This window comes from Flavobacterium chryseum (assembly GCF_004362015.1).
In the GTDB taxonomy this organism is placed as follows: domain Bacteria; phylum Bacteroidota; class Bacteroidia; order Flavobacteriales; family Flavobacteriaceae; genus Flavobacterium.
The window spans coordinates 782,306-797,866 of the sequence record NZ_SNWW01000001.1; the positions used below are offsets into that span (position 1 = coordinate 782,306).

The 15,561-nt window shown below is 33.9% G+C and carries 14 protein-coding genes; 3 read left to right on the top strand and 11 right to left on the bottom strand.

Translation table 11 applies throughout. The annotated features are described in order from the left end of the window. Positions 1-46: 46 nt before the first annotated feature. The 7 genes from EV143_RS03265 to EV143_RS03295 form a co-directional block, all read right to left on the bottom strand. Complete coding sequence (locus EV143_RS03265) at positions 47-403, bottom strand: hypothetical protein (protein WP_133506540.1); 357 nt, start codon at positions 401-403, stop codon at positions 47-49. 149 nt (positions 404-552) lie between these two features. Then, the gene (locus EV143_RS03270) at positions 553-1,485 is read right to left on the bottom strand and encodes an alpha/beta fold hydrolase (protein ID WP_243739780.1); all 933 of its coding nucleotides are present in this window, start codon (positions 1,483-1,485) and stop codon (positions 553-555) included. Beyond that, the gene (locus tag EV143_RS03275) at positions 1,485-2,765 is read right to left on the bottom strand and encodes an MFS transporter (protein ID WP_133506541.1); all 1,281 of its coding nucleotides are present in this window, start codon (positions 2,763-2,765) and stop codon (positions 1,485-1,487) included. The genes EV143_RS03270 and EV143_RS03275 overlap by 1 nt, the downstream gene beginning before the upstream one ends. Further along, positions 2,755-4,455 carry a single-stranded-DNA-specific exonuclease RecJ gene (gene recJ / locus EV143_RS03280; protein WP_133506542.1) on the bottom strand — a complete coding sequence of 567 codons (1,701 nt, stop codon included), beginning with the start codon at positions 4,453-4,455 and terminating at the stop codon, positions 2,755-2,757. Before recJ ends, EV143_RS03275 begins: the two co-directional genes overlap by 11 nt. A 199-nt stretch (positions 4,456-4,654) precedes the next feature. Next, entirely contained in the window at positions 4,655-4,999 is a 345-nt protein-coding gene (locus EV143_RS03285) for a HopJ type III effector protein (RefSeq protein WP_133506543.1), read from the bottom strand. 97 nt (positions 5,000-5,096) lie between these two features. Further along, positions 5,097-5,816 (bottom strand): 16S rRNA (cytidine(1402)-2'-O)-methyltransferase, encoded by a 720-nt coding sequence (rsmI, locus tag EV143_RS03290; RefSeq protein ID WP_133506544.1) that lies wholly within the window; start codon positions 5,814-5,816, stop codon positions 5,097-5,099. Positions 5,817-5,925: 109 nt separating this feature from the next. Further along, the gene (locus EV143_RS03295) at positions 5,926-6,972 is read right to left on the bottom strand and encodes a hypothetical protein (protein WP_133506545.1); all 1,047 of its coding nucleotides are present in this window, start codon (positions 6,970-6,972) and stop codon (positions 5,926-5,928) included. 236 nt (positions 6,973-7,208) lie between these two features. Here EV143_RS03295 and EV143_RS03300 point away from each other — a divergent pair, with 236 nt between their 5' ends. Continuing rightward, entirely contained in the window at positions 7,209-7,799 is a 591-nt protein-coding gene (locus EV143_RS03300; protein ID WP_133506546.1) for a thymidine kinase, read from the top strand. Between the two features lie 29 nt (positions 7,800-7,828). Next, entirely contained in the window at positions 7,829-8,257 is a 429-nt protein-coding gene (locus EV143_RS03305; RefSeq protein WP_133506547.1) for a hypothetical protein, read from the top strand. Positions 8,258-8,461: 204 nt separating this feature from the next. Here the strand turns inward: EV143_RS03305 and rpoN are convergent, their stop codons facing one another. From rpoN to EV143_RS03325, 4 genes are all read right to left on the bottom strand, one after another. Next, a complete protein-coding gene (gene rpoN, locus EV143_RS03310) occupies positions 8,462-9,922 on the bottom strand; it encodes an RNA polymerase factor sigma-54 (RefSeq protein ID WP_133506548.1) in 1,461 nt (486 codons plus the stop codon). Between the two features lie 122 nt (positions 9,923-10,044). Next, positions 10,045-11,490 carry an asparagine--tRNA ligase gene (gene asnS, locus EV143_RS03315; protein ID WP_133506549.1) on the bottom strand — a complete coding sequence of 482 codons (1,446 nt, stop codon included), beginning with the start codon at positions 11,488-11,490 and terminating at the stop codon, positions 10,045-10,047. Positions 11,491-11,754: 264 nt separating this feature from the next. Continuing rightward, positions 11,755-12,561 (bottom strand): tetratricopeptide repeat protein, encoded by an 807-nt coding sequence (locus EV143_RS03320; protein ID WP_133506550.1) that lies wholly within the window; start codon positions 12,559-12,561, stop codon positions 11,755-11,757. A gap of 26 nt (positions 12,562-12,587) precedes the next feature. Then, complete coding sequence (locus tag EV143_RS03325) at positions 12,588-14,972, bottom strand: efflux RND transporter permease subunit (protein WP_133506551.1); 2,385 nt, start codon at positions 14,970-14,972, stop codon at positions 12,588-12,590. A gap of 179 nt (positions 14,973-15,151) precedes the next feature. On the opposite strand from EV143_RS03325, the gene EV143_RS03330 reads away from it, so the two are divergent. Beyond that, positions 15,152-15,481, top strand: a complete 330-nt coding sequence (locus tag EV143_RS03330; protein WP_133506552.1) for a DMT family transporter — start codon at positions 15,152-15,154, stop codon at positions 15,479-15,481. Positions 15,482-15,561 lie beyond the last annotated feature (80 nt).

Genomic DNA, 15,561 nt, shown 5'->3' on the forward strand with positions numbered 1-15,561 from the left:
TATGAAAGAATGTAGTTAAATATTTAATATAGTTCTGAATTGATAGCTAATTCATGCCGGCTCCGTAAACATATTCGTCAAGATCAATTCGGAACAAAGAACCTTCAACCAAATCTTTTATCGATTTTAATTCCGTCATAGAAACCGCCAAATCGATAGAAGCGCAAGGTGTTTTCAATAAAAATTTATGGCAGGAATATTTTAATTCGCAAGCTTCACAACAGCCATTTTCGATCATGCTGTCTTCTATTAAATCGCAAAACTGATTCAATTCCTGAACGCTAAAATAGAATCCGGTTTCTTTAAAAACCAATTGCACTTTGTCAGTTATGGTTTCGTTTTCCTTTTTCCAGTAAAACGCAATTCCAAAATTGTTGTGGTATAACTGTTCTATTTCTTTCATTACAAATCCTTTTATTGTAACAAATATAAATATTATTTATATCAATTCTAAATAAAAGAATCATAAAATAATAAAAAAATATTCGCCATTATAAGTCTTATAATGGGGTTTTAAAAGATATACTTAAACTTTATTTATATCATTTATATTCAAAATAAAATTTTACTTATACCACTTTTCAATTTGAGATAAAAATTGACTCTGTTGATCAACAAATAAATAATGTGAACAGTTTTCCAACAAAGCAAAATGATTTTTTCCAACAATGCTTTTAATCGAACTAATTTGAGCATTAGAAAAGATACCGTCCTCTTTCCGTAAACAGCATAAATAGGAACTCCGCTTGATTTGATTTTCTTTAAAAAAGGTCTGCTGTCGATATTGTTTTGCTTTTCATTTTGATAAAAAAGCAGTGGCGCATTTTTGTTTCGAATGTTGGTTTTAAAAAATTCACTCGCTTCGTAATCACTATATAATTTTTTTGAAGCATCAGTTGGATTCGGCATTTTGAAATAACTATTTTCTCCCGCTAAGTCAAAACACCCTTTTCGATATTCTGCCGAGTTTTTATTTAGCTTTTCAATTGTACTTATTTTTTTCAATTGATTTGAATCTTTTTTAGCAGTTGCAATTTTTGAAACCGATTTTAAAATATGATCGTAAGTTTCCTGTTGCGAAAATAAAGCGCCGGCCAAAACAAGAGAACTTACATTTCCAGGATATTTATCGGTATAAAGTGTAGCAACCAAACCTCCAAAACTATGAGCCAAAAGCGTTACTTGCTGTAAATGGTATTCTTTCAAAATTGAATTTAAATCCGCGAAAGCTTCTTCATAAGTAAACTTTGCGTTGAGGTCTGTAGATCTTCCTTCGCCTCTTCTGTCATAAACAATGACATAAAAACCTTTATCAGCCAGTTTTTGAGCAGTTGTGCCTTCAAATAAAGTCGAATTCCCACTTGGTCCACCGTGAATAAAGATTACGGGTTTATCTTTCGAATTTCCGTATGTTTTGATGTAAAGATTTTGTCCGTTTGCGAAAAAGGAAATGGTGAAAAAGAAAATTAATAGTAAACGTTTCATTACTCCATATTTTGATGATCTTCCATATCCTTTTGAAGATCTAAATTTCTAAACGTAGGCGATTTTATTCCGAAACCTAAAACAGTTAAAAGCGTCATACTTCCGCCAAAAACTACAGAAACTACAGTTCCCATCAATTTGGCTGTTAGACCACTTTCAAAAGCGCCTAATTCATTCGAAGAACCCACAAACATAGAATTCACGGCCGCAACACGTCCGCGCATATGATCTGGAGTTTTAAGTTGCAGGATCGTCTGGCGAATTACTACAGAAATTCCGTCAGCTACACCGCTTAAAAATAAAGCTACAACTGAAAGCCAGAAAATAGTTGAAACTCCGAATAGAATAATACACAATCCGAAAACGAAAATTGCTACCAACAGTTTCATTCCGGCTTTTTTGTACAACGGAACATACGCTGAAATCAGCATCGTTATAAACGCACCAATTGCCGGTGCAGCTCTTAATACACCAAAACCTTCCGGGCCAACTTTTAAAATATCCTGCGCAAAAACAGGAAGTAATGCTACAGCTCCACCAAATAAAACAGCAACCATATCAAGCGAAAGAACACCTAAAATGGTTTTGTTATTAAAGACAAACTTCAATCCTTCTTTCAGACTTTCCATTACCGGTTCGCCAATTTTAGGATTGAGAATTGGTTTTTTCTCGATTTGTGATAAAGCAATCAAAGAGAATACAGAAAATCCAACAACCAGACACATTGACCAGTGAACGCCAATAAAGTTGATAGAAAAACCAGCAACCGCCGGCCCTAAAACAGAACCAATCTGCCAAACCGAACTACTCCACGTTGCGGCATTTGGATATGCTTTTTTAGGAACAATTAAAGACAAGAGCGAGAAAATAGTTGGGCCAAGAAAAGCGCGAACCAATCCTCCCAAAAACACTAAAAAGTAAATGGAATATAAAATGGCATCTGTAGACCAACCAGTAACGATTTTTGGCCAGGTTAATAAAAACAACCCAAAACTAATTACAGAAAACCCAAGAATACATTTTACCAACAAACCTTTTTTCTCTCTTTGATCGACCATATGCCCGGCAAATAAAGCCATTCCTACGGCTGGAATTACTTCCATTAAACCAATAAGTCCCAACGAAAGCGGATTTTTAGTTATACTATAAACTTCCCATTCAATAACAATAAACTGCATCGACCAGGCAAAAACCATAGCGAAACGCAATAATAAAAACACATTAAATTCTCTGTAGCGCAATGCCTGATAAGGATCGGCTTTTTTTGTTTTATTCTTCATTTGTTCTAATATCTTTTAGCATAAGTTGAGTAGAAACAGTGCCATTCCATTCATTTTCAGATAATGAATAAGCCAGCTGAAAAGGGTTTTGATTTTTTGTAATGTTTATTTTTTTTCCGAGTCCGAAACCAATTGCCGCAATTCCTTCGGAGTTAGATTGTTTTACAAAAAGCCTCAAATGTTCGTCATCTGCTCCTAAAGTTTTGGCGTAACCTGTATCTTTTACATCTTTGGTCATAAAAACCGGAGTCATATTTTGTGGACCAAAAGGTTCAAATTGTTTCAAAATCCGAACAAGTTTTGGAGTAATGTCCGAAAAATTAATTTCAGCATCAATTTCTATTTCCGGAGTTCGCATTTCAGGTAAAATCGTTTCTGAAACTTGTTTCTCAAATGCATCTTTAAACGGTTTATAATTCTCGGCTTTCAAAGTCATTCCCGCTGCGTACATATGACCTCCAAATTGCTCTAAATGATGCGCGCAGGCATCTAATGCATTGTAAACATCAAAGCCTTTTACAGATCTTGCAGAAGCCGCATATTTATCGCCGCTTTTTGTAAAAACCAAAGTTGGACGGTAATAGGTTTCGATTAATCTTGAAGCGACAATTCCGATAACGCCTTTGTGCCAGTCTTCCTGAAAGACAACAGTCGAAAATCTTTCTTCTTCCTGATTTTCTAATATTTGTTGAAAAGCTTCTTTGGTAATTCTCTTATCTAAATCTTTTCGGTCAGAATTATATTGTTCAATTTCTGATGCAAATTGTTGTGCTTGCTCAAAATTGAATTCTGTTAGTAATTCAACGGCATGATTTCCGTGTTTTATTCTTCCGGCAGCGTTTATTCTTGGCGAAATAATAAAAACAACATCTGTAATATCTAATGTTTTCTTTTTTATTTGATGCACCAAAGCTCTAATTCCGGGTCTTGGTTCGCTATTGATAACTTGTAATCCGAAATAAGCTAAAACCCGATTTTCACCCGTAATCGGAACAATATCTGCTGCAATTGCCGTAGCCACCAAATCCAGATACGGAACCAAATCTTCAATCGTTTCATTTCGATTCTGACCTAAAGCCTGAATCAGTTTAAAACCAACGCCGCAACCGCATAATTCGTCATACGGATAGGAACAGTCTTCTCTTTTTGGATCTAAAATCGCAACGGCATCCGGCAGAATATTTCCGGGTCTGTGGTGATCACAAATAATAAAGTCGATGTTTTTTTCTTTCGCGTAGGCGATATGATCAATAGATTTAATGCCGCAATCGAGTGCAATAATTAATGAAAATCCGTTGTCATCGGCAAAGTCAATTCCTTTAAAAGAAATTCCGTAACCTTCGTCATAACGATCCGGAATATATGTCGCAATATTTGGGTAATGTGATTTTAAATACGCTGAAACCAAAGAAACTGCTGTTGTTCCGTCGACATCGTAATCGCCAAAAACTAAAATATTTTCCTGATTTTCTATGGCTGATTCTATTCGCGCAACCGCTTTGTCCATATCTTTCATCAAGTACGGATCATGAAGATGTTCTAATGAAGGGCGAAAGAAATTTTTGGCATCTTCAAAAGTTTCAATGCCACGCTGAATCAAAAGTGTTGCTACAAAATCTTCTACATTTAAGGCCTGCGCCAAATGTTTGATTTTATCTTCAGAAGGTTTTGGTTTTAATGTCCAACGCATGGTTGATTTTAGATTTTAGAGTGTTGATTTTAGATTGTGGATTTCTGAAATCGTTTAATCTAGTAACGTAAATATTTTTAATCTGTGATAGAAAAATCCGGTTTTATCTTTGTCAAAGTTTCAAACTTTGACAAAGTCTTTAGGAATTCAGAATTAAGTAGCTTTCAGAAATCTAAAATCTACACTCTAAAATCTAAAATTATTTCGCTTCTAAAGCGTTTCCTTCAAACTGAATTCCGTCCCAGCCTAAATTGATAAAGTTTCTAATGTTCTGATGATTCGTTCCGTTTGGATCTCCTAAAACTTCATCAAAATAAAAAGCGCCAAAACAAGCTAAAGTTTCGTCTTTATTTAGATTTTGCAATTTTGCGAAAGAAAATAACTTGCAAGAACCAGAGTTTTCTCCGGCTGCATTATGTTGTGTTCCGTTTTGAAAAGCGGTTGGAGTAAAATTGTAATTTTCCTCAATCACTGCAATCGTTTCCGGAAATGTTATTTGTGTTGGAGTTTGTTTTACTTTTTCTAAAAAGGCTTGAATGCTCATGATTTGTATTGTTATTTTTTTTCGCCTCGAATTTCACTAATTTCCGCTAATTTTTAATTTGAATCAAACTTTAATTCGTGAAAATTAGTGGCAAATATTAATCTTCTTCTTCCTTAGAAAATTTACTTTTCTTAGGTTCTTTTATTATTGTTTTCCCAGCAACGACAACGACAATTTCGCCGCGTGGTGCTGTTTTTTCAAAATGAGTCAGAACTTCTCTTGCGGTTCCGCGAACATTTTCTTCATGTAATTTTGATAATTCTCTCGAAACGCAAACTTGTCTGTCTTCTCCAAAATAAGTAATAAATTCGGCTAAAGTTTTAACCAATTTATGTGGAGAAACATATAAAATCATCGTTCTGGTTTCTTCGGCTAAAGCCAAAAACCGAGTCTGACGTCCTTTTTTATCAGGCAGAAAACCTTCAAAAACAAATTTATCATTTGGTAGTCCGCTATTTACAAGAGCCGGAACAAAAGCTGTTGCTCCTGGTAAGCATTCTACTTCAATTTTATTTTCGACACAGGCGCGCGTTAATAAAAATCCAGGATCAGAAATCGCCGGAGTTCCTGCATCTGAAATTAAGGCAATAGTTTCGCCGGCTTTCAAACGCGCAATTAAATTTTCGGTTGTTTTGTGTTCGTTGTGCATGTGGTGGCTGTGCATGTGCGTGCCAATTTCAAAATGCTTCAACAATTTTCCGCTCGTTCTGGTATCTTCCGCCAAGATCAAATCGACTTCTTTGAGAATCCTAATAGCACGAAAAGTCATGTCTTCAAGATTGCCAATTGGCGTTGGAACGATATATAATTTAGACATATTTAATTTTAATATTAAAGTGTAATAACACAGATTTCACGAATTAACACGAATTAATAGCAGGACTACTTAACGAATTTAAATTTGTGTTAATTCGTGAAATTCGTGTTTATGAAAACTTTTTCTCAACAATTCCAAGAAAACGTTCTGCGTAATCATCTTTTCCTTCCCAGTTATTGTAATCTGGTTTTACCATGTTTTCAATAAAATCCTGAGCTTCGCCATACGTATCAAATGTCAATAACTGATTTAAAACGCGGCTGTAATCTTCGGTACTGTTTCCGAAAAGATTTTTTGTAAATGCAATACGATCATTTAAATCAATATGAAAACCTTTTGCTAATTTCTCGTTTAGCGGAACCGCTTTTGATTTCTCAGATTCTAAAGTAGTCGTTTCTACAGCTGTTTTTTTCTCGTTGAATTCATTTATTGATGGAGTAGGAGGAGCAGGAACATTTTCAGAACTATCCACTTTTACAAATTGTGCATCGGCATAATTAACGCCCAGAATATCTTCAAACGAAATATGATGAACCGGAATTGATTTTTTATCTGTTTCTGTTTTTGGTTCTTCGGCTTTTATTTCTTCTGTTTTTTCGTCTTCTACATTTTCTTCTCTGTCTAATTCAAAAGCAGGTTTAAAATCAGGAATTGGTTTTAAATCGCTTATTGTTCTAAAATAACTTTCTGTAGCAGTTTCTTTTTTAGTTTCTGAAACCGGTTCTTCTACTTTTTCAGCAACTGGTTCTTCAATTGCGGCAACAGGTTCTGGAATCGTTTCTGCAACAGGTTCCGGAATTACTTCTTCAGGAACTTCCGCAATAACTTCTTCCTTAATCTCTTCTTTTACTTCTTCAATTTCAGGTTCAGGAGTTGCTTCAATTGCAATTTCTGCAACCGGAGCGGGAACTTCAGTTTCAATTTCTGTCGGAATTATTTCTTCTTTATCAAAAATAGTTTCAAGTTGAGAATCAATTTCGCCTCGGCCAATGGTTGGTTTTTGAGCATCAAAATTTTCATCTACAAATTTTAAAACCGCTAATTTTTCGTATAATTTCTGTGTTTCAAGATATAATTGATTGATATCGGATTTATTTTTAAGCTTTAAAATTCGATGTGCAATGCTGATTAAATCGGCTTCCAATTTTTTTTTCATAACTGTTGAAATTATAGTGAATAGGGTATTTTAGTGTATTTTGTATTGAATTTCTTTATTAATGGAGAAAATTGACGAGATGAATTTTTATTTCTGTTAATAAGCGTTTGCGAATCTTCGATTTGATAAAAATTTTCTACTTTTGAAAAAACGTTAAAACAGTAAATTTTAGCGTCAATTTATTACCAGTACAAAGTAATAAAAACTATTCATCTTTAAAGGCAGAAAAATACAAAATGTTTCTCGAAAATACAGTAAATCACAAAGAACAGTTTGGTTGGATTGAAGTTATTTGTGGATCAATGTTTTCGGGTAAAACCGAGGAGTTAATCCGCAGATTAAAACGTGCACAATTTGCCAAACAAAAAATCGAAATTTTTAAACCTGCTATTGATACCCGCTATCATGACGAATTGGTGGTGTCGCACGATGCCAACGAAATTCGCTCAACTCCTGTTCCGGCCGCTGCCAATATTGCTATTTTAGCTCAGGGCTGCGATGTAATTGGTATTGATGAAGCACAATTTTTTGATGATGAAATTGTTACGGTTTGTAATGATCTTGCCAATCAGGGAATTCGTGTAATAGTCGCAGGTCTTGATATGGACTTTAAAGGAAACCCTTTCGGACCAATGCCTGCGCTTATGGCAACAGCAGAATATGTAACTAAAGTTCACGCTGTTTGCACCAGAACAGGAAATCTTGCCAATTATAGTTTCCGTAAAACCGATAATGATAAATTGGTAATGCTTGGTGAAACGGAAGAATACGAACCTTTAAGCCGTGCCGCGTATTATAATGCAATGAAAAAAAATCAGGGAAAATAATTTCATTTTCGTCACAAATCAAACTTCAAATGAAACAACCGTCAAAGAAAAAAAGATTAATTGTTTTAATAATTAGTGGAATTATAGCATTATCAGCAAGTTTAATTCTTTATTTTTCTCCTAAAGATCCTAATTTAAATATTGAAATAACAGAGCTGGTAGCAAAGTATAATGAAAATTGCCCTTTATTAATACAACCAGGAATTCGTTTGGATAGTGTTAGTTTACCTCAAAAACAAGTTGTTCAATATAATTTGACTTTAGTAAATGTTGAGAAACAGACTGCAGAAATTGAAACAATAAAAGAAAATATTGCACAAAGTTTAATTAGTACGGCAAAGTCTAATCCCGGTCTTAGAACATTTCGAAAAAATAGTTTTACTTTGATTTACAGCTATAAGGATAAAAAAGGAATTTATTTATTTCAAGTTACTATAACGCCAGATCAGTATAAATAATCAAAATGCTTGATATAACAACAAACCCGACAGGTTTAAAATCTGTCGGGTTTGTTGTTTTGTATAAAATCTGATATTAAAACTGGACTGAAGTCCAGCTCTACAATATTATATGTTCCTATGGAACTCCCTATAAAGAGCCTTCGGCTCGATTGATATTGTAGTGCCGGATTTTAATCCGGTTTATTGTGAATTGCAATTGTATTATATCTTCTTTCTCATTCTTGCAACCGGAATATCAAGCTGTTCACGGTATTTTGCAATGGTTCTTCTCGCGATTGGATATCCTTTTTCTTTTAAGATTTCTGCCAATTGATCGTCTGGCAAAGGTTTCTTTTTGTCTTCTTCTTCAATTGTATTTTTCAGAATTTTTTTGATTTCTAAAGTCGAAACATCTTCTCCTTGGTCATTCTTCATGGCTTCAGAGAAAAACTCTTTGATTAGTTTTGTTCCGTACGGAGTTTCAACATATTTACTATTGGCAACACGTGAAATCGTCGAAATATCCAAACCAACCATATCTGCAATGTCTTTTAAGATCATTGGCTTTAGCTTAGTTTCGTCGCCGTCTAAAAAGAATTCTTCCTGATAATGCATAATCGCATTCATCGTTACAAAAAGTGTTTCCTGACGTTGTCTTATCGCATCGATAAACCATTTCGCAGAATCCAGTTTTTGTTTGATAAACTGAACTGCATCTTTTTGTGCAGTCGATTTATCACGAGAATCCTTATACGTTTGCATCATTTCCTGATAATCTTTAGAAACGTGCAGGGAAGGAGCATTTCGCCCGTTTAATGTCAGTTCCAATTCGCCGTCAACAATTCTGATCGCGAAATCCGGAACAACATTTTCTGTTACTTTGTTGTTTCCTGTAAAAGAGCCACCTGGTTTTGGGTTCAGTCTTTCGATTTCATGAATCGCTTTTTTAAGCTGTTCGTTTGAAACACCGTATTTCTGCAATAATTTATCGTAATGTTTTTTGGTAAAAGCATCAAACTGGTTTTCGATAATATCAATTGCTAAATCAACATATTCAGTTGGTGTTTTATGCTTTAATTGTAACAATAAACATTCCTGCAAATCACGCGCACCAACTCCCGAAGGTTCCAATTCATGAATAACATGCAGCATTTTTTCGACCATTACTTCATCGGTATAAATACCTTGCGTAAAAGCCATATCGTCGACCATGTCGGCAACGCTTCTGCGTATATAACCCATATCATCAATACTTCCAACAAGAAATTCAGCGATTTCGCGCTCTTCATCGTTCAAAATAAAAGTATTCAACTGATTGATTAAATCCTGATGAAAGCTTATCGGCGAAGCAAAAGGCGTTTCGCGTTCTTCATCTTCACCGTAATTGTTCACCTGAGTTTTATAATCCGGCGTGTCGTCGTCGCTTAAGTATTCGTCTATGTTAATGTCGTCTGCTTCGATTCTGTCAGATTCTGCATCATCATAATCGTCGTATTCTTCATTTGCGAATTCATCTGCTTCGTATTCATCTTCCTTTCCAGCTTCTAGAGCCGGATTTTCGTTCATTTCTTCTAATAAACGTTGCTCAAAAGCTTGCGTAGGCAATTGAATTAACTTCATCAGCTGAATTTGCTGTGGAGATAATTTTTGGGATAATTTTAAATTTAAAAATTGCTTTAGCATATAAAAGTTGCTAAGATACTAAGGCCCTAAGGTACTGAGTATCTTGTGATGAATTAAATTCGTATTAAAAATTATTTTTTAAAACTTAGAACCTTAGTATCTCAGTCCCTTAGAATCTTAGATTAAAATTCTGCACTTCCAGGAGTTCTTGGGAAAGGAATTACGTCTCTAATGTTTGTCATACCGGTTACAAACAATACAAGGCGCTCAAATCCTAAACCGAAACCTGCGTGAGTTGCAGAACCAAATCTTCTGGTGTCTAAATACCAGTATAATTCTTCTTCGTCGATTTCTAAAGCTTTCATTTTCTCAACCAAAACGTCGTAACGTTCTTCTCTTTCAGAACCACCCACGATTTCTCCAATTCCAGGGAAAAGGATATCCATTGCACGAACAGTTTCTCTTCCTGGTTCTGTGTTGTCATTTAGACGCATGTAAAACGCTTTGATGTTTGCAGGGTAATCAAATAAAATTACCGGACATTTAAAGTGTTTTTCAACCAAATAACGTTCGTGTTCAGATTGTAAATCAGCTCCCCATTCGTTGATGATGTATTGAAATTTTTTCTTTTTATTCGGAGTTGATTCTCTTAAAATATCAATTGCTTCAGTATAAGAAACACGTTTGAAGTTGTTTTCTAAAACGAAGTTTAATTTCTCTAACAAAGGCATTTCGCTTCTATCCGCCTGTGGTTTTGCTTTTTCTTCTTCTAAAAGTCGTCCTTCTAAAAACTTCAAATCATCTTTACAATTGTCTAAAGCATATTTAATTACGTACTGAATAAAATCTTCAGCCAAATCCATGTTATCATCCAAATCGTTGAAAGCAACTTCCGGCTCAATCATCCAGAATTCTGCCAGGTGACGAGAAGTATTTGAGTTTTCAGCTCTAAAAGTTGGTCCAAAGGTATAAATCTGACCCAAAGCCATTGCAAAAGTTTCGCCTTCTAATTGTCCAGAAACGGTCAAGTTAGTATGCTTTCCGAAGAAATCTTTTTTGAAATCAATATTTCCTTCTTCATTTTTTGGCAAATTATCCAAAGGCAATGAAGTTACCTGAAACATTTCTCCTGCACCTTCAGCATCAGCTCCCGTAATAATTGGCGTATTTACATACACAAAACCTTTTTCCTGAAAATATTTATGAACTGCAAACGAAAGCACCGAACGCACACGCATAATCGCACCAAAAGCATTTGTACGTACGCGTAAATGTGCGTGAGTACGTAAATATTCTAAAGTATGCTTCTTTGGTTGCATTGGGAATTTCTCTGCATCAGAATCTCCAAGAATTTCAAGTTTAGTAACCTGAATTTCATATTTCTGACCCGCACCTTTACTTTCTACCAAAGTTCCAATTACAGAAACTGCAGCTCCGGTAGTGATTCTTTTTAAAGTCTCTTCCGGTGTATTTTCAAAATCAACAACACATTGTATATTATTAATGGTAGAACCGTCATTAAGCGCGATGAACTGATTATTTCTAAAAGTTCTCACCCATCCTTTTGCATTAACCTCCTGAAGCGTCGTCGTACTGTTTAATAAGTCTTTAACTTTTGTGTGTTTCATTTTAATTTTAGATTTTAGATTTCTGATTTTAGATTAAAATAAAATCAGTGTTTTTATATCGAATTGCAAATATAAACGATAATAATTAATTTTTGAAGCTGTTTCCCGCTATCCGCTATATCTTTCTATTTTTAAAGAAAAAATAGAAAGGATGCCGCTGCTATCGGGGCTAGGGCATTTGTTTATAAAAGAAAGTTTTTTTCCTTCACACTTTTGGTCATTTTCCCTTTGACTGCTATGATTAAGTATTTTGTTCTTATAGTTTTAAAATACTAATAACTCTTTTAGCTCATTCGGAATTTCGTTCTTTTCCTCTATTTTTTCATAAATTTTTTGAGCTTTCTGTTTCATTTTTTCATCTTTTTTCATCTCCGAAACTTTTAGTAAGCAAAGTGAATAATGAACTCTAAAATTAAAATCTTTTTTATATGTTGATGAAACATTTTCCAAAAAGGGGAGAGCTTCTTCATACCTTTTATTTAATGATAATAAAATTGCTTTTAGGAATAATACATCATTTCTCAATTTTGGATTTATAAGTATATATTTCTGTATGGCAATATTTATATTTTCTAATCCTTTTTCATAATCTCCTAAAATTGGAGATGTAACAGCAAAACCATAATATCCCTCGGGGTTTTCAGGGAAAAGTTTAATTATTTCAGTGTATTTTTTTCGTGCAAGTTTTATGGTTTTTTCATTACCATATCGCAAACATTCTGCTGCGAGATTAGTTTTGAACTCAATAGACTTGTTATATGATGTGTCTGCTAGCATATAATACGCCAAAGCATTTTTGTCGTTTAATAATCTTAGTGTGTAGCCTGTAAAGAATAATGCATCACAAAAAGTTGTGTCTTTTTTATAAGCTTGAAAAAAGGCTTTAGATGTCATCTCTAGATATTTCTTATCTAATGACCTATTTAAATAAAGTGTTTCTATACCAACATTAAATGACTTAATTGCTTCTGGATTCTCAGATTTGCAATATAAATTTTTACCTTCAAAATAGTTTTGAGAAAAAATGAAACTTGTATTTAAGATAAGAAAAATCAGAACTATTTTTTTCATATAAATTGATTATTAATCTATGTGTGCTAATTCGTAAAATTCGTGTTTCCTTCCAAATTCTCCAAATCCTCTTTTTTAGCCTTCTTCTTCTCAAAAGTTAAAACCAAAGCCGGTAAAACCAATAAATTCGCAAACATTGCAAACAACAATGTGCAAGAAATTAATCCACCAAGGGCAATTGTTCCGCTAAAGCTGGAAAGCGTGAAAGTAGCGAATCCTAAAATTAAGACTACCGATGTATAAAAAGTACTGATTCCCGTTTCTCTCAAAGCACTGAAAACAGATTTTTTAACCCTTCCGTTGCTTTGTATTAAATCATGTTTATACTTCGCCATAAACTGAATCGCATTATCTACTGAAATTCCAAACGCGATACTGAATACTAAAATCGTTGAAGGTTTCAACGGAATTCCGAAATAACCCATTAAGCCTGAAGTAATACAAAGTGGTAAAATATTCGTAATCAACGATGCAAAAACCATTTTGAATGATCTGAACAAATACAACATCAAAGCAGCGATAACTAAGATCGCAAAAATTAACGATTCAATTAAATTGTCTACCAAATACGATGTTCCTTTTTGAAAAACCAATGCTTTTCCGGTCACGGTAACTTCAAAACGGTCTTTCGGGAAAATTTCATCTATTTTAGAATGTAATTTTTTCTCCACTTTTGCCATTTCATCCGTGCCAATGTCTTTCATGAAAGTTGTGATTCTGGCATATTGTCCTGTCGAATCAACATAACTTTTCATTAAGTTTTCTTTGCTGTTTTTGGTTGCATTTTTCGCATAACCCAAAATAAAAGTCTGCTCCTGAGAAGTTGGTAATTGATAATATTCAGGATTTCCGTTATAAAAAGCCTGTTTCGAATATTTAACCAAATTCACGATTGAAACCGGTTTTGCCAATTCTGGCATTTCTTCAATCGTATTTTGCAATTCGTCCATTTTGCGAATTGTAGACGCTTTCATAACACCTTTTTTGTGTTTGGTGTTAATCATGATTTCAAGCGGCATTACACCGTTAAATTCTTTTTCGTAAAAAATAATATCTTTAAAGAAAGAAGCGCTTTTTGGCATTTCACCAATCAAACTTCCGGAAACTTTCATTTGAGAAATACCAACAATACTTAGCAATAAAAGCAAAGCATAAATAGTATAAATTACTCTGCGTTTGTTTTTTACCACGTTTTCAACAAAATCCAATAAGGTCGAAATGTACGTTTTAGTTAAATGATATAAATGCTTTTCACCCGGAACCGACATAAAACTGTACACAATTGGCACAATTAAAAGCGTCAGTAAATAAACTGAAATTACATTTATTGAAGTCACTAAACCAAATTCAAAAAGCAAATCGTTTCCTGTAATCATAAATGTTGCAAAACCCATTGCAGTAGTTAAGTTCGTCATTAAAGTAGAAACTCCAATTTTCGAAATAATACGCTGCAAAGCTTTTGCCTGATTATTGTGCAGCTTAATTTCCTGCTGGTATTTATTAATCAGGAAAATACAATTCGTAATTCCAATAACAATAATTAATGGAGGAATAATAGCCGTTAAAATCGTGATTTTATAATGCAATAATCCCAATGTTCCAAAAGACCAGATTACGCCAACGATCAAAATACAAATCGAGATAAATGTCGCTCTAAACGAACGGAAAAAGAAAAAGAAAATCAAGGAAACAATCAATAAAGCAGCTCCAATAAAAAGAGCAATTTCACCTTTCATATTGTTAGCATTGATGGTTCTGATGTATGGCATTCCTGAAACACGCAAGTCGATTCCGGTTGTTTTTTCGAATTTGTCGATTTTCGGAACTAGGTTTTCAAGTATAAAAGTCTTTCTTTCGGCAGTATTTACAAGCGCTTTATTAATATAAATGGCAGAACGCACACTTCCGCTTGTTTTATTAAACAGCAATCCTTCGTAAAAAGGCAGGTTGTTAAACAAATCATGTTGTACGGTTTTTAAATAAGCCGGATCTATTGTTTTGCTTTGATCGATAAACGGCTTTAGCACAAATTTTTCGTTAACGGTATCTTTTTCAAGCTTTTTTAAATCATTCAGAGAAACTACTAAATCAATTTCTTTAGATTTTTTTAAACCCGTCATCAATTCATTCCAGGCTGCATAGTTTTTTGGCGTAAAAAAATTCGGATCCTTAAAACCGATAACCACAAGGTTTCCTTCTTCACCAAACTTGTCCAGAAATTTTTGATACTCCTTGTTTGCGATGTGATCTTTAGGAAGTAAGTTGGCTTCGGTATAAGACATGGCAAGATTTTTCCATTGATAACCAAGGAAAATCGTTAAGGCCGCGATAATAACCAATATCGTAATTCTGTTTTTAAGAATGATTCGGGCTGTTTTCTCCCAAAACCCAACTTGAATAGCGTTTTTCATAAAAATCTTTAAAATGGTTGCAAATGTAGTGAAAAGCGCTAGAAATCATAAACAATCACTTTGTTTTTACTATATGTTAACATTAATTAACGTTGCTTTTTTTAGGAAAAGTCGTATAATTAGAATGAGTTCTGTGATATTTTCTGATATTTGCATTTAATTTAAAAAATGAAAAGAAAATGAATTGGATTTTATTAATTATTGCCGGGCTTTTTGAAGTTGGATTTGCATCATGTTTAGGAAAAGCCAAAGAAACAACCGGAATTATTTCTACCTATTGGATGATTGGCTTTTTTGTATGCCTTTCAATAAGTATGATTTTGTTATATAAAGCCACGCAAGTCTTGCCAATAGGAACTGCTTATGCAGTTTGGACAGGAATCGGAGCTGTAGGAACGGTGTTAGTGGGAATATTTATTTTTAAAGAACCTGCCACTTTTTGGAGAATATTTTTCCTTTCGACTTTAATTGCTTCAATTATCGGATTGAAGTTTGTTTCTAGTCATTAAAGAAATATGCCACAGATTTTGAAGATTCTCACCAATTAAAAATATTTTTTGATAATTAGAATTCATTAAAATCTGTGGCA